This window comes from Vibrio sp. vnigr-6D03, assembly GCF_002835515.1.
Classification (GTDB): domain Bacteria; phylum Pseudomonadota; class Gammaproteobacteria; order Enterobacterales; family Vibrionaceae; genus Vibrio; species Vibrio penaeicida.
This window is the reverse complement of sequence record NZ_PIZL01000041.1, coordinates 49,882-73,871: the sequence shown is the minus strand read 5'-3', so window position 1 is coordinate 73,871 and position 23,990 is coordinate 49,882. Positions and strand designations below refer to the sequence as shown.

Sequence of the window (23,990 nt, the reverse complement as noted above, 5' to 3'; positions counted from 1 at the left end):
TGTATCCTGTCTCAGAGTGATTGTTTATTTTAGATCACCATCAAAATTGATAAGCAACGGACAACTTAACGTTTCGACCTGGCTCTAAGTCGTCTAGACTAAATACTTTGCCCGAACGGGATTTAGACGTGCCAGATGTGGATGCATGAGACACGTACGCCGCATCAAATAGGTTATCGATACCAAATGTAAGAGCCAGCCCTTCTACTTGACTCGGTGCCCACTGAGCATAGATCTTATGAACATCGTAGGCTTCCTTAACTGGGTTGCCTTCAAGTACATTGGTTTCTTCCATTACATAGTTTGAATTCCAACCAAATATTGCATCAATATCGTAGGCGACGTATTCAAGGTTAAGAGAAACACTGTCTCCAATATCGGTACTGCGAGCACCGCGACCTGTTGCGTTAATCGGGTCACCAGATTCCAAGAACTTATTGTTTGAACGTGAATACGACAAGCGAGAGTTGAACGCATCGTGCCCATAGTGGAAGCTCGCCTCAAAACCCGTTAGCTCTGCGTCTTCTCCGTTAAGTAACAGGTATGGTTTAGATGATCCCTGATACTTTTTGATGATGTAGTCATTAATTCTTGTGTTAAACACAGTCAAGTTTGCAGCAACAGAGTGATCGTTAATGCTTTTGGCAAACTTAATACCGCCTTGATGGTTGAAACCTGTTTCCGGTGCAATGTCGTCAGAAAGCTTGTCTTCAAAGTTAATAAACGCTTCTAGAAGTTCTGGCGCTTTAAACAAAGTACGAGTACTGGCAAATAAGGTAACAGACTCAGTAATTCGCCAATCTACGCCACCAGCCCACGTTACTTTATCAAACGATGTGTCATCTAAGTTAGTCTTACGCTTCACATTGTCATAGCGAACACCCACGGTTACATCAACTGTATCCGTCGCAGCCGTTTTGTCTTCAACATACAGTGAATGAGTGATTGCTTTAGAAGTATTAGAGTCACCTAGGGCGTATTCGTTCTCACTATTTTGCTGTTTCACTTCGTAGCCGTAGGTTAATGTATTCGCAAAGCCGAGTACTGAAAGTTCCGACTGCCCTTTTACACTTCCTCCAGTATTCGTACTTTCCGCCGTGTTTTCCCCAACTCTGTCTTTGGGCCAGAATCCAGGAATGCCAACTTCGTTTCGGAAAAGGTTTATTTTATTTTGATAAATAGCCGCATTTAGAACTGAGTTTTCTGTCTTTAATTCATAACCGAACGTGTAAGTGTGGCGCGAATACTTGGTGTCGATTAAAGCATCAGACGATCTGAATTCATTTCCTTCGGCACCCCAGTTCGGGCGCGGGTTGTAATCGCCATGATCTCGGTAATAGTCGTATGAGAACTCTAAACGCTGTGCTTCATCAATATCCCACCCAGCTTTTGCTAAAAAGTTATTAACTTGCCCTTCTGAACCAATTGTTTCCGTTCCGTCACCATCTTTGAAGTTACTGCGCTTTATGCCATACAAATACACAAGTGCATCACCGCTATCAGAAAGCTTTCCGTATGCTGTCAAAGAGCCTGTTGAAAATGCATTAGAACCGATACCGCCGTATACACGAGCGCCATACGTTTCATCGTAACGAAGTAAGTCCTTTGCGTCTTTCGTTTCAAAATAAACAGAACCGCCTATAGCGTTACTTGTTACCGAATTTGCGCCCACCTGAATATCGGCTGATTTTATGATGTCTGGGTTTAGTGTTAGGTTCCCAACATGGTGGAACATATTAGCGTTTTGAGATGCGCCATCTAGACGAATGTCGAGGTCAGTTTCATCCAAACCACGAATGTTGATACGCTGGTTAACGGAATGTGTTCCACCGACGTCTACCCCAGGAATGTCCCTTAGAAGATCGGACATGTGATCAGCTTGTTTTAGCGCGAAGTCATCAGAACTTAATGACTCAGAACTACTTTTTACACTAGTCCCCCACACCATTACTTCTTCAATATGAGACTTTTCCTCTGAAGCAAACGATATCGCAGGTGCACATATGCCAGCAATGGCAAGGCTAATCAATGTTCTTCGGCTAGTAAAAGCACGTAACTTATCCATGGATACCACATCCTAATGTTTACAAATGATAATTATTCGCAGATATGGTATTTGCTGATAGTATTGTTGAAAAGAATAAACAGTTATCCAAAATCGCTAAACGCTTATTAGGAACAATATAGAATGCCACCCGCAAAAATAGAACGGAGTTCCCGCTCTCATGAAACTTTCGCTATTACTCAATTTGTGAATAACGGAGGCGATCAACAAAGCGTTATCAATTCCAACCGTTCATCTAAAGACGTGATCGTAAAGGGAGAGTTTATCGACTATCGCTCGAAAGCGGGTATCACAGTACATGGCGGAGTCACTTCCGATTTAACAGACTGTCATATAGTCGCAACTGCTCCAACATCTGTCATTATAACGATTTTACTAGAGGGTAAGCTCGTTTTCGGTTATGACGATTTGCACTTTGAACTTGATGCTATCGATGCGCCACAGGCACTTATCGCTAACCTTAAAACGCCAGCTACGTTCCACAAACGAACTCAAAGTGGAAATAACGTCAAAAAGATCAACATAATGATCAAGCCGGAATGGTTCAATCAGAGATTGAATTTAACTTCTGAAGACAATATGTGGGATTTTCTTAATACAGACAAAGCACATGTTCGCTTTGAACCTAGTAGAGATATCATTGAACTACTAAATGATTTTCTTCAAATAAAGAGCCCTCAAACGCTAACTGAGATGCTGAAATTCGAAACCAACACTCTACTGGTTATGTCGAACGCCTTTGAGCAAGTTTCTTCTGAGATTCACTCTTCGTTATCTTCAGATCAGCCTTTCAATTTCAACGGAAATATCTCGCACCTAATTAGTTACCTTGAAAGCAATTTGAATAAGGAACTTTCGTTGGAAGATATAGCTTCATATGCAGCAATGAGCACTTCAAACCTGCAGAGGCGCTTTAAACATGAAGTTGGTTACACCGTACTTGGGTACGTTCGCTATCGAAGACTGGCTCGAGCAAAACAGGCTTTAGAACAAGGTTACAAGACCATCACAGAAGCGGCTTATGACGCTGGCTATCAGCACCCATCTAACTTCACTAATGCGTTTAAAAAGCAGTTTGGTTATTCACCTAGTGATAGTGTCGCGGGTCAATGCTGAATGATATCGCGCTGTGTAACGCTTACCCCTTTAACTTGAGCGTAGACCCTTTTTCCAATCTCAAGCTCAAGATCATCAACAGCCCATTGGGTTACGTTACACCACAAAGAACACTGGTTGCTTAACTTAAGTTTAATGGCAACGCTCTGTTTGTCTGGTGAGGGTGATTGAAGTTCCATGTCCTCAATGGTAGCTGGGATAACATTTCGTATAGATGTTTCTTGTGGCTCTGATAAGCATAAGGAGACATCATTTGCTCTTACTTGAATACGAACTGGAGATGAAATATCTGCATCTATTTTTTGGACCCAAAGTTGGGTTTTTTCACACAATTTAAGCGCGGTCAAAGCATACTTGGGGTGGTGAGATTCAACGATTGCATCAAACAATGTGCTTTGCTCAGAAAAAGATTGCCAAGGTCGCATTGCCTGAGAATCCCATACACTTTCTAGTGAGCCTGCCGCTTCAAGCTTACCTTGATTCAAAATAATCATGTGATCTGCCAAGCGAATGATCTCATTCAAACTGTGGCTTACGTAGAGAATTGGAACATCAATATCATTCGCCAGTCGCTCCAAAAAAGGCATCACTTCACGTTTCCGTGGAAGATCCAAAGATGCTAATGGCTCATCCATTATCAGTAAAGAAGGTTTAGACAACAGAGCGCGCCCGATAGCGACACGTTGTTTTTCCCCACCAGAAAGGTCGATAGGCTTTCTGTCCAGTAAGCTATGTAGCTGCAATAAATTACAAATAACGTCAAAGTAAGCAGCGTCTTTTGTCGTGGTACCGTAGAGTAAATTTCCTTTCACTGAATAGTGAGGGAAAAGTCTTGCGTCCTGAAATACATAACCGATTCGTCGCTTTTCGATAGGCAGATTTTGACCGGACTCTCGGCAAAATAGTGTTTTACCATTAACCTCTATTCGCCCGTTGTCTGGAATTGACAGACCTGCCACAGCATTTATCAAAGATGTCTTTCCAGCGCCAGAGCGCCCAAAAACAGCAGTGATCCCTTTTGAAGGAATAGACAAATCAACGTCTAAATTTAGCTGACCAAGTTGCTGCTTCACTTTTATTAGAATCATTTTCTCTCCTTAGAAATCAACCCAATTTTTTGATTGGCTTTCTTGCTAAGAACTTCCGATACGAGCAATGAAATCAAAGCTACGACAATGGAAATAACGCATAGACGCGCTGCTTCGTATTCCGCTCCAGGCGTTTCTATAAAAGAATACATTGCAAGAGGCAGCGTTTGGGTTTCTCCTGGGATACTAGAAACAAAACTGATCGTTGCCCCAAACTCCCCCAGGCTTCTCGCAAATGCGAGTAATGCGCCCGTTATTACGCCGGGAATGGCGAGTGGTAACGTAATCGTAAAGAATACGCGCAAAGGAGTTGCCCCTAAGGAACGAGCAACTTGTTCTAGTTTTGTATCAATACTTTCAATACTTAGTCGGATCGCTCTGACCATCAAAGGAAGCGACACTACCGCAGAAGCTAAAACAGCGCCTTTCCAATCAAAACTGAAAGCGATGCCAAACGTATCAAACAACCATTTTCCGATTGCCCCTTGCCTGCCCATACCGACAAGAAGTAGATACCCAATAACAACCGGCGGTAATACAAGAGGAAGGTGTATACACGCATCGAAAGCGTTTTTGCCCCAAAAAGATTTTCGAGCAAGTAGCCAAGCAATCATTACACTAAAAGGCGTAAGCCAAATGACCGCATAGAGCGCTACCTTTAAACTTAAGTAAAGTGCTTCCAACTCAAAATCTGTCAGCATCAAGGTTCCATTCCGAAGGCATATGAGTTAAATACGCCCTTTCCCTTGTTCAAATGTGTAACGTTTAAAAAATCGATAGAATCAAACATTACGCTTAAGTTTACCAAAGGGTAAACAATTGGGCAGAGCAATTTAATGTCGTAAGGACAAAAAGTGACAGTGTCATTTTTTCTTGCATTCACAGTACAAGTATTGCTGAGACCGTTAGAAATGGTCATTGTGGTAAGGTTGCCCAAAGTTTATCTAAGTCCATATATTCTTCAATGGCATCTGCAATACGATCAATGGCATCTTCTTTCATTTTTTCAAAGTTTACAGGTTGAATCTCTTCACTGCCTGCCCACTCCAGAAGCAGCCCCGTAGCCCCTTCTTCTTCAAATATGCCATGCAAGTAACTACCAAAAATTTGATTACAGCTACTGATAGCTCCATCACTTACTTGATATTCTAGCGAAATGGGTTGAGTTTCGTTGACTTGCGTCACGCCAGCATGAATCTCATAACCTGAAACAGGAAAAGATTGGTTTTCAAGTCGAAGTGTACCTTTAACTGTTTTAAGTTGCTTCTCAGGGTGGAGGACTGTTGTCATATTCAGTAAAGCGAGACCTTCGCTGTCACCCGCTGTACCTTCAATGCCATCGGGGTCCGAAATTGTATTGCCGAGCATTTGATACCCGCCACATATCCCGATAACCTTACCACCCAATCGGATGTGTCTTAGAATATCTTTATCCCACCCCTGTGAACGAAGATATTCAAGATCTTGCCGTACAGATTTGGTCCCAGGAAGAATAATTAAGTCTGCTCCTTGCAAGGACTCCCCTTTGCCAACGTATTCGAAGTCAATGTTTGGGTTTAATCGCAAAGGATCAAAATCCGTATGGTTACTAATTCGCGTAAAAACAGGTACTTTTACTTTAAAAAGTTGCCCTTCGGTCGTCACTTGTTCATTTGTGATAGCATCTTCCGCTTCGAGGTTTAGACCATGTAAGAAGGGCAATACACCTAAAACGGGTTTCCCTGTTTTTTCTTCAAGCCAATCTAAACCAGATTCTAGAAGTTTAATGTCGCCTCTGAATCGGTTGATAACAAAACCAATCACTCGGTTTTGTTCCGATTGCGAGAGCAGTTCTAACGTACCATATAGGTGGGCGAACACACCACCGCGATCAATATCAGCCACAATAATGACTGGTACATCGGCATTTTCGGCGAAGCCCATGTTCGCAATATCGTTTGCCCTTAAGTTAATTTCGGCTGGGCTACCTGCACCTTCAATAACAATAGATTCAAAATCACGTTGTAAACGTCCAAACGAGTCCATAACGCTATCCATCGCGACCTTTTTATAGTCATGATAGCCTTCTGCTTCCATATTGGTTATCGCTTTACCCTGAAGAATTACTTGAGCGCCAGTATCAGAGTTAGGTTTGAGCAAGACAGGGTTCATATGGACTGAAGGTTCCACGCCACATGCTTGTGCCTGAACAGCTTGAGCTCGACCTATTTCGCCTCCATCTTTCGTCACAGCACTATTCAGCGCCATATTCTGAGGTTTAAAAGGGGCAACCTTTCTCCCCTTTCTGGCAAGCACGCGGCATAAGCCTGCCACCAAAACAGATTTTCCTGCGTCAGATGTTGTTCCTTGAACCATAAGAGCTTGAATAGAAGGGATCATAGTCGATTCATTTTATTGTGTATTTTGATTGAACGTATAGTAATGCTTATCACTAATTAACCTCAAGCTACATAGCAACCTAAACCAAATGAATTCAAAATGAACTTCCCCATCAGACATTGTTAAGGCTGTTCCTGTTTAACTGTATTCGAACTCAAGTCATAAGGATTACGAAACATGAAAGCCATCACTTTATCCATTGCAGCTGCACTAATCACATTACCTACTCTTGCGCTTGCTGGAGATAGAGAACAAGAGGAAAAGTACGTTACGTATAGTGGCCCGGTAGACCTAACCCCTGTTGCAGAAATGCTGAAAGATACCAGCTGGACAGCCGAGAAAGACGTCGTCACCGAAGGACACCTAATTAAACAGATCAGCAAAGATACCTTTATATTTACTGATGGAGATGCGCAGATCCAAGTAGAGCTAGACGACATAGTATTGACACAACCACTTAACGCCGAGTCAAAAATCCGTCTTTATGGTGAGTACGAAGGCGGTTCAACCCCAGAAATCGAAGTGGAACACTTACAGATCCTTTAAGATCTCTTTGAAATATCGTTAAATTTAAATATTGGTCTGCTTTTTGCAGACCTTTTTGTATACCCGTATTTTTGGCACTAAGCCAAAGCGTAAAATGGATGGAATACATATGTTTGGACGTAAACGCCACTTAGCACTACTTTTCATGGCCCTAAGCCCGATGACAACTCTTGCTAACAATTTCAACTACTCTTCTGTTGAGTTTAGAGTCGGTGCTAGTCCCACTTCTTACGGCGCAGAAGGTAATTTGACGTTTACCGAAAACACCCATTTTATTGGGCGTTTAGACAGCCGATTCGAAGGTGATTACGACATCGCGGTCGGTGTAGGCTTTAACGGTCCCGCAACTGGGTTTGCAGACATCTTCGGTCAGATGCTGCTCCATAATATTAAAACGAGTGACGACAAATTTGTTGGTAACCAGTTTGTACCAGAATTGAATATTGGTGCTCGTATATGGGTGCTAGACAACATTGAAGCCAATGTAAAAGTGGGTCAGTTGGTTTACAGTGACACCACAGAGCTTACTTATAGCTTTGGCGGTCGTTTCCACTCAACTGATCAACTTTCAATTGGTGCAAACATCGCTGACAACGGTGTTTATGGCTCTCAGCTTATCATGGGCGCGAGATTCATGTTCTAACTCGGGTAGTCAAAAAAAAGCCCTCACTTTATGATTAAAGTGAGGGCTTTTTAAATGTTATTCAAAAATCTCTCGTTACTTAACTTTCTTCTGCACGTATTTTTTACTGACATCGACAACGGCGACATCTCTGAAGAAGCTTCTTCCTAAAAGCACTGGAAACGTAAGATGAGATCGATCAGCTAAAGTAAACTCTGTCTTTGTTTTCAAATCACCAATTTGAATATCACCTTCTACCACAGCTCTTCTTTGGTAAGAATCTTGACTAGATTGCTTGATACGAACCCAACGCTGCACAGGTAGAGTTAGCACCGGGCTTTTTTCTCCTTCATGAGCAATTCTAAATCGAACGAAATCCTGTCCATCTTTGTCAAACGTTTCTATATCAACAGCGCTGATAGATGAAGTCGTTGCACCAGTATCGACTCGAGCTTTATAGCTCTCTCCTAAACCGGCAATATGAACCCACTCTTTCTCACCGAGAACCAATTTTCCGTCGGGTGTTTTTAACATGTCCACCTCGTGTGTTGATTCCGATTTCCCACTGGCCTTTGGCTCAGCATGCACCCCTGTTTGAATATTGATACACGCAGTCAATACACCAGCGATTGCTAAGAAAATGAAAGGTCTACTCGACTTCATTACCACCTCTTATTGGTTAGATACGGTTACTATTGCCTCGGCTACATAAGGAATATCTTTTTCGGTAAGGCCTGCGATGTTTATACGCCCGTCACCCACACCGTAGATTCCATAGTTTTCACGTAGTTGAAGCATTTGTTCAGATGAGAAGCCTAGCACAGTGAACATACCTTTGTGTGACTGGATAAAGTCAAATTGGTCAGAGTTATGTGCATTTTTAAGCTCTGAACATAAACCTTCCCTTAGAGAAACGAGCCTATGCTGCATTTGCGAAAGCTCTTCTCGCCAAACCGAAGTCAGCTCTTCGTTTCCTAACACAGTTTTTACCAAAGCGGCACCGTGATCTGGCGGCATGGTGTATGTCGCACGTGCTAGCTGCAACAATTTCCCTTTTGCGTTAGCTGCTTCATTAGCATTTTTACCGACAACTATCGCTGCGCCAGTTCGTTCACGATATAAACCGAAATTTTTTGAACAAGAAGTGGTAATGAACATTTCTTCAACGTGATTTGCCATGTGCTGCAAACCTAACGCATCCTCTTCTAGCCCGTCTCCAAACCCTTGATAAGCAATATCAACAAATGGGGTAAACCCCTGCTTGGTTGCCATATCTGTAATGGCTTCCCATGCTTTAAAATCGATATCAGCGCCCGTTGGGTTATGACAGCAGCCGTGAAGTAAAACAACGTCTTCTGGTCCCGCGAGAGATAAGTCTTCAAGCATTGCCGTAACGTCAACTTGCTTTGTTGAAAGGCTAAAGTATCGGTAATGCTTAACTTTCAATCCAGCGGCTTCCATCACAGGTTGATGGTTCACATAGCTTGGATTACTTAGCCATATAGTGGTGTTCGGTTGGGCAACTTTCAGTAAGTCGCCCAACATGCGAAGTGCACCACTGGCGCCTGGAGTTTGAATAGCCGAAACGCGATCGTAAGCCGCCGTTCCTTTTAGCAATAAATCTACCATGCTTTGGTTGAATTCTTCACAACCAGCAAGCCCTACATAGGCTTTCGTTTTTTGCGTTGATGCGACGTGCTCTTGAGCTAAAGCGATAGCTTTCATGATTGGTGTGTCACCGTTACTATTTCGATAAACACCAATACCCAGATCCACTTTTTCGGTTCTAGGATCATTTCGGTAGGCAACAGAGAGCGAAAGAATCGGATCCTGTTTCGGTTCCGGTAGATGAGATAGCATGGAATTCACAACCCTTTGATATTCAACAGTGACAAGCAAGTTAACATTGTTACAACAAAAAATCGAAAGGAAATTGTGATTGTTTAAACGCAACGATTCAACCTGTTCGTCTTTGCGAATTTACACTTTCATGTAGTGAATGATTTGATTGGCGCTTCCACGCCAAGTCAAATTAGGATCAGCTTGCTCCTGCTCAAACTTTCCATCAATTAAAACATCGATAAGATCAACCACTCGCTTTTGCTCGGTCGTCAGTTCATCCATTCGATACCCCGTCCACATCCATATGTCCTTGTCGGGGCACTCAGATTTTACGCGTACAACAATCCGTAAAATATCTGATACATTTTCAGGATGAAGTGGATCGCCACCAGATAATGTGAGCCCTCTTTTAGGTATACGCTTATCAGACAAATCTTTGATAATTTGGTCTTCGAGCTCCGATGTAAATGGATGACCCGAACACAAAGACCAAGTGGATTTGTTGTAACATCCCCGACACTGGTGAACGCAACCTGATACAAACAGTGTACAGCGTGTACCAGGTCCATTTACTACATCAACCGAATGATATTGATGGTAATTCATTAAAGGTGCTTAACTCTGCGTTTAACTTCTTCTTGCTTACCAAAGTTAAACGGTCTTGCGTCAGGGCTGCCCAAGTAGCCGCACACTCTACGAGTGACCGAAACCCTTGTGGAGTCATGGTTTCCACAACTTGGGCATGTAAAGCCCTTGCTTGTACACTCAAATTCTCCGGTATAACTGCAATCGTAGCACTCATCAATTGGTGTATTGGTGCCGTAATATGGAACTCGGCTATAGCTGTAGTCCCATACGTTTTCTAACGCTTCAATGTTGCGTTGCATGTTCGGGAACTCGCCATAGCAGATGAAACCACCACTAGATACTTCTGGGTATGGCATTTCAAAATCGATTTTATCGTATGGGTTTACTTTCTTTTGCACGTCCAAGTGGAAACTATTGGTGTAATAACCTTTATCGGTTACCCCTTCAATAACACCATACTCTTTAGTATCAATTTGACAGAATCGGCTACACAAATTTTCACTCGGCGTTCCGTACAAGCTAAAACCATAACCGGTTTCGTCGGTCCACGTTTGTACTTGTGCTTTCATGTACTCAACAATGCTAAGCCCTTTAGATCTTAGCGTGTCGCTATCGTACATATGATCAGATTCACCAAACAGAGCCACCATGGTTTCATGTATACCTATGTAACCAAGTGAAATTGAGGCTCTGCCATTTTTGAAAATTGAAGCCACGCTTTCATCTGGAGACAATCGCACGCCGCATGCCCCTTCCATGTAAAGAATTGGGGCGACTCTGGCTTTCACTGTCTCTAATCGAGATATGCGTGTTTCTAAAGCACGACGAGCTAAAGCGAGTTTTTCATCTAACAGTTTATAGAAAGCTTTTTCACTACCTTTAGCTTGAATCGCAATTCTAGGAAGGTTAAGACTTACAACACCAAGGTTATTCCTGCCTTCATGAATCAACTCACCATTCTCTTCGTAGGTATTTAAAAAACTTCTACAACCCATTGGTGTTTTGAAAGAGCCCGTCACTTCAACCACTTTGTCGTAGTTAAGAATGTCTGGGTACATACGTTTAGATGCGCACTCTAGTGCCAACGATTTGATATCGTAGTTCGGATCGGTTCTCTTGTGATTAAGACCGTCTTTGATAGCGAAAACGAGTTTAGGAAAGACGGCTGTTTTACGATTTTTCCCCAGGCCAGAGATTCGATTTTTTAAAATAGATTGCTGGATCAGTTTAGATGCCCAACTTGTACCTAAACCAAAACCAAATGTGACGAATGGAGTCTGACCGTTTGCAGTGTGAAGTGTGTTTACTTCATATTCTAAAGACTGGAATGCGTCGTAGCACTCTTTCTCTGTACGAGCTTTAGCAAAAGCCTCAGGGTTATGAATGTCCCATTCTTTCGCTATTTCTAAATGCTTATTGTAGCTTGCCAATACGTAAGGCTCTAAAACTTCATCTATACGGTTAATCGTGGTTCCACCGTAGATGTGACTTGCGACTTGAGCAATGATTTGAGCAGTAACTGCGGTTGCGGTTGAAATCGATTTTGGTGTATCGATTTCAGCATTCCCCATTTTAAATCCGTGCGTGAGCATGCCTTTTAAATCAATGAGCATGCAGTTAAACATTGGAAAGAAAGGCGCGTAATCGAGATCATGGTAATGGATATCTCCAGCTTCATGAGCTTGAACAATGTCGCGAGGCAAAATGTGAGTTTTAGCGTAATGTTTTGCAACTATGCCGGCCAGCAAGTCGCGCTGTGTAGGGATAACCTTGCCATCTTTATTCGCATTCTCATTGAGCAAGTCGGCATTACTTTGTTCAATAAGCCCTTCAATTTCTTTGTTCAAAACACTGAGTTTTTCGCGCGCTATATCTCGGTCGTGACGATACTCAATGTATGAGCGAGCCAAGCCTTTATAAGGACCTTGCATCAGCTCGTTTTCAACCAGAGTTTGAATTTCCTGAATACATACTTCTAGGCGATTTTCTAGCGAATTGTAGACTGCGCTTGCAACCTGTTCGGCGTATCGGTAAAGCGCTTCATCAGATGTGTTCGATGCACTTTCTACAGCAGTTATGATGCGTCCTTTATCAAATGGTGCTTTCGCTCCATCCCTTTTAATGACAACTGTATTCACTTTTACTCCTCGGCACTGACTGGTTAAAAACACTACATATGCACATTTTATTTTCAAACACACTATATGTGGTGAAATATTAGAAGTTATGCGTCGGATTGGCGTTTTGATCCAAATCAATAAAAACAAACGAGCGTGCAAGATAAAATCGATCTTAGTGGCGACGATCGCACATTTGGATTGTTTATTAAAATTGAACCAAACGTCATACTTTATCTATTAAAATTCCGTTATTATTCTTGAAAAAGACTAGGAGCTGTTGACCTTTCGAGATGATTTTTGCAGCAATTTGTGGGTTATTTATACAAGGCAGAGCCTATTCGGTGTAGTCGGTCTACATCAATAGGCGATAACGCAGTAGAAACAACCCACAAATGCTGCCCAAAGGGTTCGCTTCAATACGTTTTACTCTTTGTTGCAAGGTATTTATTTAGGACTGCTTTTTGTTTCTAAGAAAAAAGGTTACATACCTTGCGCCGCGATTAAAACGTATTGAATTCGAACAAAATTTAACCTAGAAAGGTTAACAGCTCCTGATAACAAATGAGATTCATTTTGAAACGCTTTCTTTTCCTTTTGACACATTTTTGCTGCTTATCAACACTCTTGGTTCACTTCCCTACTGTGAGCGCGGAGTATACGTTTTCCACTTGGAACCTTGAGTGGTTAACCACTAATCCAAGTAAGCGAATTGAGCCTAGCCAAAGAGAAGCAAGCGACTTTAAAGCACTGAACAAGGTCTTTAGTAAAGCACCTAATCCTTCTTTACATATAATGTCATTTCAAGAAGTGGATTCAAAAGAAGCGCTAGAGCAAGTAACTGGGGATGGCTATCAATACTTTTTCTCGGAACGGTCTAGAAGTAAACATCGAGATTTACAGTTTGAGGGTATTAACCAATACACTGGGTTTGCTGTATCAAAAGGCATCAATGTTCAAAACCCAGATGATATTAATTTGATGCCATCTCAGTTTAACAAGTTACGGTTTGCTACTTACATTGTTGTTGATATTCCGAAAAAGAAGCCTATTCACTTGTTGTCAGTGCATCTGAAATCAGGATGCTTTGCTGCAAGAAAGAATACCAATTCCTGCCGAGCTCTAGCCAAACAAGGCAAGTCGCTTAATGGATGGATTAAAGAAAGACAAAAGAAAGGTCAATCTTATGCCATTTTGGGGGACTTTAACCATAACCTTGCCTATCCCAATGACTGGTTGTGGCGAATATTAACGAAAAACACAAATACGCAAGTTACTCTGACAAGTAAAAACACCAGAGCAGAATGCCGCGTGAGATCTCGTTCTAATCCAACAAAAACGCACCAGTATCGAAATCTAATTGATCATATAGTTTCGAGCCCTGATCTGTCGCTTAATCAAGCAAAACAAATCACCTTTGCCAAACATGATGTCCTTAACCATCGGCTCAGTGATCATTGCCCACTGGTATCTGTAGCCAAGCTGTAGTTTCATCATAGTGACACAGCGCTTAGTTTTTTTAACAAAACTATAACTTAACTAGGATAAATGCATCGTTATTGGTCATTATATAACGGTGTATTCTATTAAGTTTGTTAGTGATATATGAAAATACGATGGAAAGGTATGGGCGTGCGGTTGGCACTGGCAATGGCTATTTTGTCCTTAACCACGCTTATCGTATCTGGATTGTCCTCTTATACTTTTTTAGATATCAATACCCGACTAGAGCATTTGAACAATAATGATCTCAAAGCGTTGGATTATGCCGCAAAATTAAATGATAAGGTTCGCCTGATCATTGCCACAGCGCCACTCCTAGGAACGGCAGATTCAAGCGTGTCACGCAACCATGCCATGGAAGAGATTAACCGAGCGATTGTTGAAATGAACCATGTTATGGCGCAATTCCCTGACTACCATAACTACTTTAAGAACATCATCACTCAAATCGGAAACAGCTTGAGTTTGCTTTATCAGAATGAAGCTCAATCGGATCAACTGACTTCTCAACTCAACTTTTTACTTGATGGATTGTTCCCATTATTGGAATTAGCAGGTGAGTCTCTCGATTCGTTATCGAGCTCTGAAAAGCAAGAAATTGAATATGCGCAGTTTCGGTCACTTATTTATTACCAGTCTGGTCTTGCTGAAAAATTATATAACGATGCCAGCTTTAACGAGTTGGATGAAACCATCTTGCGATTGGAAGAGTTGGGAAATAGATGGTGGGTGGTATGGAGAGAAAGCTCCCTTCCCTCTCAGCACCCGAACTTAAATGAACAATTGATTGTTCTGCATAAATTAACTTCTCGAGGTGGCAGGCTCTTTGCGCTAAAAGATGAATTAATCGATAGACATTACCAAGCTCAATTCTTACTCGAGAACAGCAACACACATCTACACCAACTCGCCGTGCAAATTGAGCGATACACTGCCACTGTCAACTCCGACATTGATCGGTCGCTTAATTCGGCAAGACAGTCATTGTCAGCTAATCAAAGGTTTGCCGTACTGCTTTCACTAATCAGCATAGCAACAGCCGTGGCTATATCTTGGTTTTATGTAAAGAAAAATATCTTACAAAGAATTCAGCAACTTCAACTTAATATGAAAGCCATTTCGAGTGGGCATCTTGCAACACCTGTCGCGATTTCTGGTGGCGATGAAGTAACGGAAATGGCTAAAGACTTGCAAGTGTTCCAACAAACAGCAATTGAAGTTGAACAAACTAACAAACGGCTTGAGCAAGAAGTCATCGAACGTGCTACCGCAGAAAAGAAACTTCGTTCAACGCAAGACGAATTGATACAAGCCGGCAAGTTAGCGGCGCTCGGAGAGTTAAGCGTTGGGATAACACATGAAATTAATCAACCTCTCACAGCCGTGAACAGCCATGTAAGAAGTGCGAAATTGTGGTTAGACAAAGATAACTCTGAAAAAGCGATAACTAACTTAGATAAAATACAAAAGCTTCTATCCAAAACCGCTGCGATAACACGGCATCTCAGAGCGTTCGCAAGAAAAAGTGATGGCCATATGGAATCGGTACACTTGGAACCGGTCATCAACGATGCCATTCAACTTTTAGAAAGCCGCTATCCAAATGACATTATCACTTTTGAGCCCGACTCCCTTACGTACGTGTCTGCTAACACCATTCGCTTAGAACAAGTATTGGTTAACATTATCGGGAATGCGTTAGACGCGGTAGAAAAAGTCTCAGACCCGACGATATCTATTGCCGTAACGACGACACAAAATCAAACAAACATTATCGTTTCAGATAACGGTACGGGGATAAACCAAGAAGAAATCGAACACATATTTGACCCCTTTTATACCAACAAAGAATCGGGTAAAGGATTAGGGCTTGGCTTGTCCATCGCTTACAACATTATCAAAGACTTTGGTGGCTCAATTAGGGCGGAATCCAAAGCTCAGGAAGGTACAACCTTCACCTTAACACTCAAAACGAACTAAATAACTATTACAATGAAACATTCAATTCTACTTATTGACGACGAACACGATGTCGTCGACGCTGTCGGAGAAATGCTCGAACTTGAAGGGTTCGATGTTTCTACGTTTACTGAACCAGAAAAAGCACTCAAGCAGCTTAAGCCAGAAAGTAACCTAGCTGTTTTGTGCGACGTTAAAATGCCGTCCATCGATGGGTTGTGCCTATTAAGTGCTATTGATAACCGAGCTCCCGGAGTCCCAGTAATCTTAATGAGTGGGCATGGCGATATTCCAATGGCTATAGAAGCCATGAAAAATGGAGCCTTCGATTTCTTAGAGAAACCACTAGAGCCTGAACTGTTAACCGAAAAGTTAACAATGGCGTGTCAGACTCGGCTCATGCAGCTAGAAAAACACCCTTTACCCAGCAGTACCAGTATAGAAGACGTCATCATTGGTGACTCCAGCAAGATGGAGAAGATCCGCACTCAAGTCCTAGCTCTTGCTAAATCAAATGTAGACACCATCATCAACGGCGAAACTGGGACAGGTAAAGAAGTCATAGCCAGAGCCTTGCACCAGTTTAGTAAACGAAAATCAAAACCGTTCGTCGCTATTAACTGCGGCGGAATGAGTGAAAGTATTATTGAAAGCGAGCTATTCGGGCATGAAGCTGGAGCATTCACAAGTGCGAATCGCAAACGAATAGGTAAGATTGAGCAAGCAAATGGAGGTACCCTATTTCTCGATGAAATTGAAACCATGCCCATTGCCATTCAAATAAAGTTACTTCGTTTTATCCAAGAGCGTGTTATTGAACGAGTAGGCAGCAACGAGCTTATCAAGGTTAATATTACGATTATTGCAGCGAGCAAAGCAGACTTGTCGGCGCTAAGTGAGCAAGGACAATTTCGGAGCGACCTCTTTTATCGATTAAATATAGCCAGTATTCATTTACCACCGCTTCGCGATCGCAAAGAAGATCTGCAAAGTCTGTTTCGATTTTTTGTCCTTCAAGCGTGTGAAAAATACAGCACTCGCGCCCCTTCTCTGTATCAAGAGCATATTCAGCAATTACACAAACACACTTGGGTCGGCAATGTTCGCGAGCTAAAAAACGTGGCAGAACGTTTTGTACTTGGCATCGTAGGAGATGGATTTGATCTCGAAGCGCCTATTGAAGTAGATAAAACGGCTAAGACACTGGGTTTTGAGGAACAAATTGATCAGTACGAAAAGAATTTACTCATAACAGCACTTTCTGACAGTAGCGGAAATATTAATCAGGTATCAGAAACACTAAACCTGCCACGAAAAACCTTGTACCGAAAGATGAAAAAACATCAGTTAGACAAAGACAGTTTTAAAGTATTAAAACGCTCTTAAACTTCTTACTTAACCAGCGCTAAGGTAACTTACCAAACGTCAAGGCATCTCTTCGTCTTGGCGTTGCTAAGGAGGACAAAAATGACTCATAATCAAAACCACCAATCTTATCCCATTGTTTTTGTTTAAAATAATAATTGGCATGTAGCATGCAATTCTCCTTTTGCACATTAAAGTGCATTCTATAAAATGGAGAAATAACATGAAACAAACACTTGTGGGTACGACGCTCATTTGCCTAGGGCTAACGTCAGGGATTGCCTTCGCCAATGTTTCGGCAGATTTGGGTCCCCGCCCTATGTATCTTGTCGACAATATGGACGAAAGCGCACTAAAAACTAAGCTTCAAGCTTGTGAAGCCGGTCCTTTTCATCGAAGCGATTTTTCCATCGGTCACCGCGGTGCAGCAATGCAGTTTCCTGAACACACAAAAGAATCTTACTTAGCGGCAATTCGCACAGGCGCTGGGGTACTCGAGTGTGACGTTACGTTCACGAAAGACAAAGAACTGGTATGTCGTCATTCGCAAAGCGATCTGCATACAACAACCAACGTACTCGCCATCCCTGAGCTTGCCAAAAAATGTACTGTTCCTTTCAAGCCCGCCAATTTGGAAACAGGAGAAAAAGCACAAGCGGAATGTCGCACGTCTGACTTTACTTTGGCGGAATTCAAAACGCTTAAAGGAAAAATGGATGGAGCTAACCCAATGGCTCAAACACCTGAAGAGTACATGAATGGAACACCAGGCTGGCGGACCGATCTCTACTCTACGTCGGGAACGTTAATGACTCATGCTGAAAGCGTCACTTTGTTTAAAGAACACGGTGTAAAAGTCACTCCAGAGCTTAAGTCCCCTGCTGTTGATATGCCTTACAACGGTTTTTCGCAAGAAGATTATGCGCAAAAACTGATTGATGAACTAAAAGCTGGCGGGATTAAAGCGAAGGATGCCTACGTACAATCGTTTAACTTGAACGATGTAAAATACTGGCTAGCAAAAGAGCCTAAGTTTGGTCAGCAAGCTGTTTACTTAGACGATCGAGTCTACAACGATGAAAACTTTAAACCCACACTAGAGAATATGAAATCTTTAGCCGAATCAGGCGTTAACATTATTGCACCTCCTATGTACGCCTTGGTTACTTTGGACAGTGAAGGAAGCATTGTGCCTTCAGATTATGCCAAGCTAGCGAAAGAAGCTGGTCTTGATATTATCACATGGACATTAGAGCGCTCTGGACCACTAAACAACGGTGGTGGTTGGTATTATCAAAGTGTTAAAGACAGCATCAATAACGATGGTGATGCCATGATGATGCTAGATGCTTTGGCACAAAAAGTTGGTGTTTTAGGTGTATTCAGTGATTGGCCTTCAACCGTTACTTATTACGCTAACTGCATGAAACTATAATAGATAAGTTAGTGAAAGAGTCGCTAAAAATGCGGCTCTTTATTTTTCACAGAAACAGTTTGGACACATTTGACCCAAACAATGAAAAAACAAAGGACAGATGTGACACATTTGTAAAATAAAAACAAAACCAACTTTTTATCTGGTTGTTTTTATTGGGTTATTTAACATGGCACACTCCTAGCAATAACAAACTCGACCCTTTACATTAAATCAACAAAAAGGTTTCAAGATGAAATTAGCACCTAAAGGATTACTTATTGCTACCTCCCTGCTTTTGCCTTCATTAGCATTTGCGCAGACGTGTGAAAACAGAGGTGTATTGGATGACAGGTATTGTGATGAAAACAATGATCTTGTTGCTGACACACCAAAAAACAAAGACGACTGGCGCGACCCAAGTACATTGGTCTTTACATATACTCCTGTTGAAGACCCAGCTATATACAAAGATGCGTTCGCCGACTTTCAGGCACACCTGACTAAAATTACTGGCAAGCGCGTCATTTACTACACAGTACACTCAAACTCAGCACAAGTTGAAGCCATGCGTTCAGGCAGACTGCACGTTGCTGGATTTTCAACAGGTCCAACAGGCTATGCTGTAAACCTTGCGGGTTACGTGCCTATTGCTGTAAAAGGCAACGAAAACGGTTTCCAAGGCTATAACTTAGTTACGATCGTTCGAAAAGATAGCGGCATCAACACCATGGACGATTTGAAAGGCAAGCGTGTTGCTCACACATCAGCTTCATCAAACTCTGGTAACCTAGCGCCAAGAGCACTCTTTCCAAATAAAGGGATAGTTCCAGACAAAGATTACAAAGTTCTTTACTCAGGCAAACACGATCAATCTATTCTTGGCGTATTTAATGGTGACTATGACGCTGCACCCGTCGCATCGGATGTTTATGACCGAATGGTCGCAGCAGGTCGAGTCGATGAAAGTGCGCTTAAGATCATTTACCGTAGCCCTAGATTCCCAACCTCTGCTTTTGGCTACTCTCATGATCTCAACCCTGAATTAGTCGAAAAAATCAAAGAAGCGTTTTCGACTTATCGCTTTACGCCAGAAATGAGCGCGACTTTCAAAGGCGCCGATCGCTTTGCTCCTATTACTTACAAAGAAGATTGGGCGGTAATCCGAAACATCGCACACGCTACTGGTACTGCTTACACCAAAACAGGGCTTAAAAAGTTAGCAGAAAAAGAAGCCGCTAAACGAGCTAAGAAGAAAGCGGCGGAACTCGCTAAACAAGCCAAAAACCAGTAACCCCTTAGGGTCTGTTGACCCTAGAAAATAAATCTAATTTAAACACTCATCACTTTCCTATGCCCTCCTTTGGGTAGGGCATAGGCTTTTTCGAATACAAGGAATAAACGATGACAAGTACTCGTCCTCGTGGCATTGCCATCAATCAGTTACAGCATTCTTACGTCCCAGGAAAACCGATTCTTAAAGGTATAGATGTCGACATTCAGGAGCCAGGTATCGTTGCGATCATAGGTCCTTCTGGTACAGGTAAAAGTACTCTCCTCCGTTGCATTAACCGGCTAAACGATCCTACATCTGGTGAAATTCTTTTTAATGGCGAAGACTTAACGAAATTACAAGGTACACAGCTCCGCATGTTACGCCGTCACATAGGGATGGTATTTCAGGAATACAATCTGGTTGAACGGTTAACGGTGATTGAAAATGTGCTCACTGGTCGACTGGGATACATGAGCGCTTGGAACGCATGGCGTCGTAACTATTCACAAGAAGACATCAATAAAGCATTTGAGCTACTCAACTTTGTCGGCTTATCCGATTTTGCCAATCAAAGAGCCGATAGCTTGTCTGGTGGTCAAAGGCAACGTGTAGGAATTGCACGCGCTGTTATGCAAGACCCTTACATTCTTCTAGCAGACGAACCGACCTCTTCCCTCGACCCTAAAACCGCAGTCGAAATTATGGAACTGATGGAACAGCTGGCAGAAAAGAACCAGATCCCAGTGTTAGTTAACATTCATGACGTTAACCTAGCTAAACGTTTTGCAAAGCGAATCATCGGCATGTGTGGCGGTTCAGTTCATTATGACGGGCACCCTGATGGTATTACCGAAGACGATCTCAAGGTTATCTACGGAGGTGAATCATGGCTGGATTAACCGCCAATCAACAAAACCCATTCAAAGCTCACTGGTCTAATAAGCTCATTTGGGTAGGTGTCGTTGCGTATTTGGTTTACAGTTTCTCGTCATTAGGGCTAAGCCTAGACCGGATTATAATCGGTATTGGAGAGAGTGAGCGTCTCCTTTCTCGTATGTTTCCGCCAGATTTCTCTAGAAGCAATTTGCTCCTTGATGGGCTTGCAGAAAGCCTGCAAATAGCGATCATCTCGAGCTTTTTCGGCATTGTTATATCACTGGTTTTAGGGTTACTTGCAGCTCGAAATATGATGCCTCTTGTTGTCAATACGCCTGTGCGTGGGCTCATTGCTCTTTGTCGTTCATTCCACCCAGTGATCATCGCAATCCTGTTTGTTAAAGCTGTGGGTTTTGGAGCGCTAGCGGGGATTCTTACACTCGTTGTAGCTTCCATTGGGTTCATTGCAAAGCTTTTTGCTGAAGCGATAGAGGAAATTTCTTTCAAACAAGTTGAAGCGATTCGAGCAACAGGTGCCAGTTTTATCAGCGTCGTCTTGTTCGCCGTAATGCCTCAAGTGTTTTCTCGATTTATCGGATTTTCAAGCTATCAATTGGACTCAAATCTACGTAACTCGACTATGGTCGGAATTGTAGGTGCTGGTGGTCTTGGTGGCACTCTTTTTTCTGCATTCCAAAGGTTCGATTATGACTTTGTTGCAGCGATCCTAATTACTATCATTACCTTGATCTTAATTGGTGAATTCTTATCTAACATCGTTCGGAGGATTTTCTGATGACGACTGCAAATATTGATCATCACTGGGAACGATTTACGACATCAGAAAAACTGATGCGATATGCCGCTTACTTTTGTTTCGTTATGGCACTGGTTTGGTCTTGGCAAACTGTCGAAGTCATTCCTGAGTTTTTATATGACGCTCCCGCCCAGTTTGCAGATATGTTTAAGCGAATGGTTCCACTTGAATATGGTTTTTACCCAGAGAGTGTTCATGAAGCGCTTATTGAGACATTACATATCGCGACACTGGGTACATTGTTTACACTAATTTTCGCCGTGCCATTAGCGTTGTTAAATGCCCCTAACATTACACCGTACAAATCCATCAACTGGATTGCGCAGTTCTTTCTAGTATCGTCTCGCTCCATCAACTCTTTGGTTTGGGCACTGCTATTTATCGCGTTCTTTGGTCCCGGGGTTATTGCAGGTATCATGGCGATTGCAATTCGAAGCATCGGATTCGTTGGTAAGTTGCTTGCAGAGGCGATTACCGAAGTCAACATGGGCACTATTGAAGCGCTAAGAGCAACAGGTGCTTCAACAGCAAGCATTTTGATTAAAGGGTATTGGCCTCAAATTATGCCCGCGTTTTATTCCATTGTACTTTTCCGTTGGGATATTAATGTACGTGAATCGGCAGTTCTGGGTTTGGTTGGTGCTGGTGGTGTTGGTGTACTTCTAAGCGACGCCATGAATCTATTTGAATGGCAAAAAGTTTCGGTGATTCTATTGAGCATCTTTGTGGTTGTCGTGTTAGCAGAAGCGTTGGTGATTCAAATTCGTAAAAAGCTGATCTAATTAGGATAAGCCAAACGAAATAACCAAAGTGAAAAGCCCAGAATTGTCTTCTGGGCTTTTTAATACGCTCTATATTTCGCCAACTTTCAGGCGATGTTAAATCGGTTTAGACACTCCAGCAACAAGTGCTAACTCTACTGGGTAATCTCTTTGTATTGCTAGCTCTACTGCTCTTCCGACAACATCTGATTCTTGGATGCCGTTTAAAAATTCGTAGGATTGGAAACGTTGCTTATCTGAAATCATCTGGTGCGAGTGCATGTGTGCAGCTATCTGGTCCGATGCTTCTATCGCAGATGAAGCCTTCACAATTTCCATGCGCGCATAGTTAGTCCCTTCTACCGAAATGTCAGACGCTCTTAAAGTAGAATCTTCACCTGGTATTTGCTGTGCACCATATAGAGGTTTGCTCGCCATTTCCGCACTAGCAAAAGAGGGAATAAACTGAGCAATATGCTCGATCGCGCGATTAGTACGCGCCATTTGTTCTGGCTCTGACCACCCTGCTTCGATTTTAGAAAGCAAGTAGTTAGGTAATGCTGGCTGAGAGCTTTTGTCATTGCTTGTGACTAGCCCATCATGAAATAGCGTAATGTCTTCCGTCATCCCGTGTAGCTGAAAAACGCCGTCCGCATAAGGGGTTAGCTGTGCCATTCCGTTTGGAGTACCTCTTTGCCCGTGAAATATAACTTCAGGCCATTGCTGATCGCAATCTTCCCAGCGCGTAACATAAGCGGCTTTAAATTCCACGAACCTTTGCTTTGGGCGTTGTGTCCAGTCGTCAACCATACCCGTTTCAAAGCCACCTGCATTAATGAGGTAATCTACCTGAGTATATTGGGTAGTTTCTTCGCTTAATCGAGAATGAGAGATACACCATCCACCATTGCTTTTTTCAACCTTTTCAACTTCAGTTTCCATGCGCAAATCGCAGTTGATTTTGCTTGCTAAAGCCAAATCGAGAGTCGAGGAAAGCCTGAAAACACTCCAACCAAATTCCTGTACGGCGACGACTGGGTACTTAATATTATCTAGGTTGGTATGCCGAGCAAAAGGAATCATCCAATCATCAAATGTAGCAGGCTTCTCTGGCTGCGTTTTCTTACGTAGCGCCGTTAGCTGCTCTTTTTCATACGTTACGTAATAGTTTTGAGGGTCCCCCAAAACAGCATTCGACTCATCCTCGTCTACTAATGATTGGTAATAGTTCTGAAGAAATTCAAGGCGTGTGAGAATCTCATCTGCACTCCCATCATCTGTGGTCGGCGTAACTATTACTGTGGGTCTGATGTTAATAGTATGGGGAAATAGCTTTACCGTATCGATAGATTGACGAAGCAATTCTGCACATTGTTTCTCTGAGATTTCACGATACAAGTTACCACCGGCATGAAGGTGGCAGATAGGTGGACCATTAACTAAGCTGTCGCGTTTTTCAAACAGAGTCACATCTAAACCTAGCTCTGAGAATTTGAGGGCGGCGGTAGAACCTGCAATGCCGCCACCAATGATTCCAACACTTAATGTCTTCTGCTCTTTATTTTTTATGAGGGTCATGTCTTTAATACGTTTTTTAAGTACCTAAGTATTTTACTCAGATATTCATTTGAAGAAAATCACATTTTTCTTGTACCT

General features: G+C 42.4%; 20 protein-coding genes. 11 read left to right on the top strand and 9 right to left on the bottom strand.

The window, feature by feature from the left end; genetic code table 11:
- Positions 1-40: 40 nt before the first annotated feature.
- Positions 41-2,065 (bottom strand): TonB-dependent receptor, encoded by a 2,025-nt coding sequence (locus CW749_RS24320; RefSeq protein WP_101115050.1) that lies wholly within the window; start codon positions 2,063-2,065, stop codon positions 41-43.
- A gap of 123 nt (positions 2,066-2,188) precedes the next feature.
- Here CW749_RS24320 and CW749_RS24315 point away from each other — a divergent pair, with 123 nt between their 5' ends.
- Entirely contained in the window at positions 2,189-3,181 is a 993-nt protein-coding gene (locus tag CW749_RS24315) for an AraC family transcriptional regulator (protein ID WP_101115049.1), read from the top strand.
- Here CW749_RS24315 and modC read toward each other — a convergent pair.
- The 3 genes from modC to CW749_RS24295 form a co-directional block, all read right to left on the bottom strand.
- Positions 3,172-4,269, bottom strand: a complete 1,098-nt coding sequence (modC, locus tag CW749_RS24310) for a molybdenum ABC transporter ATP-binding protein ModC (protein WP_101115048.1) — start codon at positions 4,267-4,269, stop codon at positions 3,172-3,174. The two genes, CW749_RS24315 and modC, sit on opposite strands and share 10 nt — an antisense overlap.
- Positions 4,266-4,970 (bottom strand): molybdate ABC transporter permease subunit, encoded by a 705-nt coding sequence (gene modB, locus CW749_RS24305; RefSeq protein ID WP_101115047.1) that lies wholly within the window; start codon positions 4,968-4,970, stop codon positions 4,266-4,268. The genes modC and modB overlap by 4 nt, the downstream gene beginning before the upstream one ends.
- Positions 4,971-5,184: 214 nt before the next feature.
- On the bottom strand, positions 5,185-6,648 hold the full coding sequence (locus tag CW749_RS24295; protein ID WP_101115045.1) for a cobyric acid synthase: 1,464 nt from the start codon (positions 6,646-6,648) through the stop codon (positions 5,185-5,187).
- A gap of 177 nt (positions 6,649-6,825) precedes the next feature.
- Between CW749_RS24295 and CW749_RS24290 the strand changes: the two genes are divergently transcribed.
- Together CW749_RS24290 and CW749_RS24285 are read left to right on the top strand one after the other, a co-directional pair.
- Positions 6,826-7,194 (top strand): NirD/YgiW/YdeI family stress tolerance protein, encoded by a 369-nt coding sequence (locus CW749_RS24290; RefSeq protein ID WP_101115044.1) that lies wholly within the window; start codon positions 6,826-6,828, stop codon positions 7,192-7,194.
- A 109-nt stretch (positions 7,195-7,303) separates the two neighbouring features.
- Positions 7,304-7,837, top strand: a complete 534-nt coding sequence (locus CW749_RS24285; protein ID WP_101115043.1) for a hypothetical protein — start codon at positions 7,304-7,306, stop codon at positions 7,835-7,837.
- Between the two features lie 75 nt (positions 7,838-7,912).
- Here CW749_RS24285 and CW749_RS24280 read toward each other — a convergent pair whose 3' ends face one another.
- From CW749_RS24280 to nrdD, 4 genes are all read right to left on the bottom strand, one after another.
- Entirely contained in the window at positions 7,913-8,479 is a 567-nt protein-coding gene (locus tag CW749_RS24280; protein ID WP_101115042.1) for an ATP-dependent zinc protease, read from the bottom strand.
- A gap of 9 nt (positions 8,480-8,488) precedes the next feature.
- Positions 8,489-9,676 carry an amino acid aminotransferase gene (locus CW749_RS24275; RefSeq protein WP_101115041.1) on the bottom strand — a complete coding sequence of 396 codons (1,188 nt, stop codon included), beginning with the start codon at positions 9,674-9,676 and terminating at the stop codon, positions 8,489-8,491.
- A 120-nt stretch (positions 9,677-9,796) separates the two neighbouring features.
- On the bottom strand, positions 9,797-10,264 hold the full coding sequence (nrdG, locus tag CW749_RS24270) for an anaerobic ribonucleoside-triphosphate reductase-activating protein (protein ID WP_101115040.1): 468 nt from the start codon (positions 10,262-10,264) through the stop codon (positions 9,797-9,799).
- Positions 10,264-12,384: an anaerobic ribonucleoside-triphosphate reductase gene (gene nrdD, locus CW749_RS24265; protein WP_101115039.1), complete on the bottom strand. Its 2,121-nt coding sequence runs from the start codon at positions 12,382-12,384 to the stop codon at positions 10,264-10,266. The genes nrdG and nrdD overlap by 1 nt, the downstream gene beginning before the upstream one ends.
- Before the next feature lie 555 nt (positions 12,385-12,939).
- Here nrdD and CW749_RS24260 point away from each other — a divergent pair.
- The 8 genes from CW749_RS24260 (at position 12,940) to phnE (CW749_RS24225) (ending at position 22,355) form a co-directional block, all read left to right on the top strand.
- A complete protein-coding gene (locus tag CW749_RS24260) occupies positions 12,940-13,851 on the top strand; it encodes an endonuclease/exonuclease/phosphatase family protein (protein WP_237322570.1) in 912 nt (303 codons plus the stop codon).
- Between the two features lie 117 nt (positions 13,852-13,968).
- Complete coding sequence (locus CW749_RS24255) at positions 13,969-15,846, top strand: ATP-binding protein (RefSeq protein WP_101115038.1); 1,878 nt, start codon at positions 13,969-13,971, stop codon at positions 15,844-15,846.
- 6 nt (positions 15,847-15,852) lie between these two features.
- Complete coding sequence (locus CW749_RS24250; RefSeq protein ID WP_101115037.1) at positions 15,853-17,211, top strand: sigma-54 dependent transcriptional regulator; 1,359 nt, start codon at positions 15,853-15,855, stop codon at positions 17,209-17,211.
- A 202-nt stretch (positions 17,212-17,413) separates the two neighbouring features.
- Complete coding sequence (locus CW749_RS24245; protein ID WP_101115036.1) at positions 17,414-18,625, top strand: glycerophosphodiester phosphodiesterase family protein; 1,212 nt, start codon at positions 17,414-17,416, stop codon at positions 18,623-18,625.
- A gap of 232 nt (positions 18,626-18,857) precedes the next feature.
- Positions 18,858-19,898 carry a phosphate/phosphite/phosphonate ABC transporter substrate-binding protein gene (gene phnD, locus CW749_RS24240; protein ID WP_101115035.1) on the top strand — a complete coding sequence of 347 codons (1,041 nt, stop codon included), beginning with the start codon at positions 18,858-18,860 and terminating at the stop codon, positions 19,896-19,898.
- Positions 19,899-20,008: 110 nt separating this feature from the next.
- Positions 20,009-20,779: a phosphonate ABC transporter ATP-binding protein gene (phnC, locus tag CW749_RS24235; protein WP_101115034.1), complete on the top strand. Its 771-nt coding sequence runs from the start codon at positions 20,009-20,011 to the stop codon at positions 20,777-20,779.
- Positions 20,767-21,552: a phosphonate ABC transporter, permease protein PhnE gene (gene phnE, locus CW749_RS24230; RefSeq protein WP_101115033.1), complete on the top strand. Its 786-nt coding sequence runs from the start codon at positions 20,767-20,769 to the stop codon at positions 21,550-21,552. Before phnC ends, phnE (CW749_RS24230) begins: the two co-directional genes overlap by 13 nt.
- Positions 21,552-22,355: a phosphonate ABC transporter, permease protein PhnE gene (gene phnE, locus CW749_RS24225; protein ID WP_101115032.1), complete on the top strand. Its 804-nt coding sequence runs from the start codon at positions 21,552-21,554 to the stop codon at positions 22,353-22,355. Before phnE (CW749_RS24230) ends, phnE (CW749_RS24225) begins: the two co-directional genes overlap by 1 nt.
- A gap of 96 nt (positions 22,356-22,451) precedes the next feature.
- Here the strand turns inward: phnE (CW749_RS24225) and CW749_RS24220 are convergent, their stop codons facing one another.
- Positions 22,452-23,912, bottom strand: a complete 1,461-nt coding sequence (locus CW749_RS24220) for an FAD-dependent oxidoreductase (RefSeq protein WP_101115031.1) — start codon at positions 23,910-23,912, stop codon at positions 22,452-22,454.
- Between the last annotated feature and the right edge of the window lie 78 nt (positions 23,913-23,990).